This window comes from Caballeronia calidae (assembly GCF_900044055.2).
GTDB classification, from domain to species: domain Bacteria; phylum Pseudomonadota; class Gammaproteobacteria; order Burkholderiales; family Burkholderiaceae; genus Caballeronia; species Caballeronia calidae.
In genome coordinates this window covers 1-1,799 of sequence record NZ_FCOX02000245.1, presented here as the reverse complement: position 1 = coordinate 1,799, position 1,799 = coordinate 1, and the positions used below count along the sequence as shown (strand labels likewise).

Annotated in this window: 3 protein-coding genes; all 3 read left to right on the top strand. The window is 59.1% G+C overall.

The window, feature by feature from the left end:
* Positions 1-188 precede the first annotated feature (188 nt).
* Positions 189-902 (top strand): TrbJ/VirB5 family protein, encoded by a 714-nt coding sequence (locus tag AWB78_RS42370; protein WP_062613249.1) that lies wholly within the window; start codon positions 189-191, stop codon positions 900-902.
* 20 nt (positions 903-922) lie between these two features.
* Positions 923-1,141: an EexN family lipoprotein gene (locus AWB78_RS42365; RefSeq protein ID WP_062613247.1), complete on the top strand. Its 219-nt coding sequence runs from the start codon at positions 923-925 to the stop codon at positions 1,139-1,141.
* 50 nt (positions 1,142-1,191) lie between these two features.
* A partial coding sequence (locus AWB78_RS42360) for a TrbL/VirB6 family protein (RefSeq protein WP_198399503.1) occupies positions 1,192-1,799 on the top strand: 608 nt, incomplete at its 3' end.

Sequence of the window (1,799 nt, the reverse complement as noted above, 5' to 3'; positions counted from 1 at the left end):
AACCAGTCGGCTCTCGCGGTCATGGACCTCATCGGCATGGACGACGAGATCGCGATCCTTTCCGGCACGCCCGACAATGCCGAGCGGCTGGACACCGTGATGCGGCGTCTCGGCACCGATGATCCCGATCAGTGGATGCCCGCGTACTTCGATGCTGTTCGCCGCAAGGCGTAACCAGGAGCCGCACTATGAAGAAGAGACGCTTTTCCGTTGTCCTTGCACTCGCTGCGGCCCTACCGCTCGCCGCTCATGCCCAAGTCGTGGTCACGGACCCGCTCGGGCAGATTCAGTGGGTCCAGCAGGTCGCGACGCTGAGTCAACAGCTCACGACCCTGAAAAGCCAGCTCCAGACGCAGGAAGCGCAATATCGGTCATTGACGGGCAGCACAGGCATCGGCGGCTTGCTTCCTAACGACGCGTCGATGCTGCGCACCAATCTGCCCTCTAACTGGTCGCAGGTCTATGGCGATGTGCTCAACAGCGGCAGCTCGGGCTACGACGCGCGGACCACACAAATCGTCAACGCCATCAAGTCGAAGATCGACGGCATGGGGCGAGGCGACGCGCTCGATTATGCCAATAGCCAGCTCGAAACAAAGGGCGCGACCGATCGGGCGATGGGCGAACAGGCCTACAACAACGAGATGGCCGAATTGAACAACGTTCAGGCGCTCACCAGCCAGATCGACGCGACCAGCACGCCTAAGGAGATTGCGGACCTGCAAGCGCGCATCTCAACGGCACGCGGCGCGATTGAGGCCGAACAGACCAAGCTCAACCTCATGCCGTCGCTGCAGCAGTCGCAGGACAAGATTCTGCAACAGGAGCAAACCGAGGCGGTGCGCCGCTACACCATCGGCACAGCCTCGGATGACAACACGGCCCCGACGATCACACCTTAACTTCACGAATGGAGCCGCAAATGAAGAAAGCAGCCTTGATGCTCGTGTCGATTTCGATCCTTGCCGCTTGCGGCAAGGACGCTGACCATCCAGCGCGGACCAAGGATTGGTACGTGCAGCACGACAAAGAGCGCCTCGCACGGGTGTCCGAATGTAAGAACGACGCGGCGCAGAAGGTGACACCTGACTGCCAGAACGCTCTGGACGCAGATGCGCAAGTCTACGTGTTCGGGAAATAGGAGCAGCCGTCATGGCGACTTTTAACGCAACGTCGCAGATCTTCACGTACATGGACACCGTCATCTCTCAGTTCGTGGCAACCAATCTGTCGAACATCATCAGCTTCGCGGCGCCGTTGGTCGCGCTGGGTCTGACGATGGCGTTGATGATTGAAGGATTATTCCTCATGGGCCGACCCAATGGCGAGCCGCTAAGCTCGCTCGTCAATCGGTTCGTGAGATATGCCATCGTCATCGGCATCGCGAGTGCGGGCGGTTGGTATCAGACGAAGCTCGCCAACGCCGCGATGCACCTTCCCGACGAACTCGCTTCGGTGTTTATCATCAACGGCCAGTCGGGTATGAACGCACAAACGTCGATCGCGGACTCGATCGATCAGGCGATGGACAACGGTCTGACCGTCGCGAAAACGGCTTTTGAGCATGCAGGCGTAATAAGCGGCCCGCACCTCGCGAGCCTGGTCCTTGGCATCACTGTTCTGTTCGTCACCGCGATCATGTGCGGCATCGGCGCTGGCTTGATTCTAATGTCGAAGGTCATGCTCGGCATCACTGTCTGCTTCGGCCCGATCTTTATCTTCCTGTTGCTGTTCGAGAGCACGAAGTCACTGTTCACGAAATGGATCGGGTCGGTCATCAACTACGGCTTGGTAACCGT